Origin of the sequence: Pseudonocardia sp. SID8383 (genome assembly GCF_009864975.1) — a bacterium.
GTDB classification, from domain to species: domain Bacteria; phylum Actinomycetota; class Actinomycetes; order Mycobacteriales; family Pseudonocardiaceae; genus Pseudonocardia; species Pseudonocardia alni.
The window spans coordinates 1-1,629 of the sequence record NZ_WWFY01000091.1; the positions used below are offsets into that span (position 1 = coordinate 1).

Genomic DNA, 1,629 nt, shown 5'->3' on the forward strand with positions numbered 1-1,629 from the left:
CGGCGGCCGTGGCGCGCTCGGCGTCGGTACGGCAGCGCACCGCCGACGAGGCGCCGACGCCGCGCGGGTCCATCGCGACGACGTCGAAGCGCGCCAGCACCTCCGGCCCGAACGTGCCCGGCGACCCCGGGGTGGCGGGCATCGCGCGCAGCGTGTCGGTCGTGGCGACCCCGGGCCCTCCCGGGTTGAACAACAGGGTGCCGATCCGGCGCTGTGGATCGGTGGCACGGTGCCGCATCACCGCGAGGGCGACCCGGGGGCCGTCGGGATCGGTGTACTCCTGGGGGACCTCGAGGGTGCCGCACTCCAGGCCGGGACCGCACCCGGTCCAGGCGACCGGGTCGGGCGGCGGAACCGCGGGCGCGGACGGCACGGCGGGTGCGGCGGCGCAGCCGGTCAGGGTCACGGCGACGACGGCCGCGAGGACGGCGAGCGGCCGGAGGAGTCGGTGCAGGGCGTGCATGCGGTGGAGTCTCGGGCGGCCGTCCGGCCGTCCGGATCCGTCCGGGGGAGAGTTCTGCCCGGCCGGGGTCCGTCCGAAGGATGAGCGCGGCCGGGTCGTGGGACGGAGGCGTCCGCGCCGGTACGGGCCCTAGCCTCGGCGTCATGACCGATGTCGCGGCGTACCGGCGGTGGGGCGTCGACGGCCTGGTGGTCGTGGTGACGGCCCTGATCGGGCTGCTCATGGCCCGGTTGCGGGTGGTGTCGTCGCCGGGCGGGCCCGAGGTGCTGCTGGGTGTCGACGTCGCGGCGGGGATGCTGGCCTGCGTCGCGCTCTGGTGGCGGCGCCGGTACCCGCTGCCGGTGGCCGTGGGCGTCGTCGTGCTGTGCACGTTCTCCGAGGTCGCCTCGGTCCCGGGGCTGGTCGCGCTGTTCGCGGTCGCCGCCCGCTGCCCGGCCCGGGTCTCGGCCGCGGTGTTCCTGGGCAGCGTCGCGTCGTTCGCGGTGTACTACTCCTGGCGGCCCGCGCCGGAGGCCCCGTTGTGGCTGCTGGTCGGGGCGTTGGTGGCGGGACACGCGGCGGTGTTCGGCTGGGGGCTGCTCGTGCGCAGCCGCCGGCTGCTGGTCGAGTCGCTGCGCGAGCGGGCCGCGATGGCCGAGTCCGCCGCGGCGCTGCGGGCCGAGCACACCGCGCACGAGGCGCGGGAGGCGCTGGCCCGGGAGATGCACGACGTGCTCGGGCACCGGCTGTCGCTGCTCAGCGTGCACGCGGGGGCGCTGGCGTTCCACCGCGACGCGCCGGCGGAGGAGACCGCGCGGGCCGCCGAGGTCGTGCGGGCGAACGCCCACCGCGCCCTGCAGGACCTGCGGGAGGTCATCGGGGTGCTCCGGGCGCCGGTGGGGGAGCTGCCGCTGCCCGGGATCACCGACGTCGGGGAGCTGCTCGAGGAGACCCGCCGGACCGGGACCGCGGTCGTCCTGCACGACGGGCCCGGCGTGACCACCGGGGAACACCCGGTGCCCGAGACCGCGGGGCGCACCGCCTACCGGCTGGTGCAGGAGGCCCTCACCAACGCGCGCACGTACGCGCCGGGTGCCCCGGTCACGGTGACGGTGACCGGCGGGGCCGGGGACGGGCTCGTCGTCGAGGTGGCGAACCCGGCACCGGCCCGGCCCGCCCGCGCCGAC

The 1,629-nt window shown here is 77.8% G+C and carries 1 protein-coding gene and 1 pseudogene; one reads left to right on the forward strand and one right to left on the reverse strand.

What is annotated here, in order from left to right:
• Positions 1-463 (reverse strand): annotated as a pseudogene (locus tag GTW08_RS30885) (alpha/beta hydrolase); the annotation flags it as partial.
• 143 nt (positions 464-606) lie between these two features.
• Here GTW08_RS30885 and GTW08_RS02170 point away from each other — a divergent pair.
• Positions 607-1,629, forward strand: a 1,023-nt coding sequence (locus GTW08_RS02170) for a sensor histidine kinase (protein ID WP_237453469.1), incomplete at its 3' end; no start/stop codon positions are given.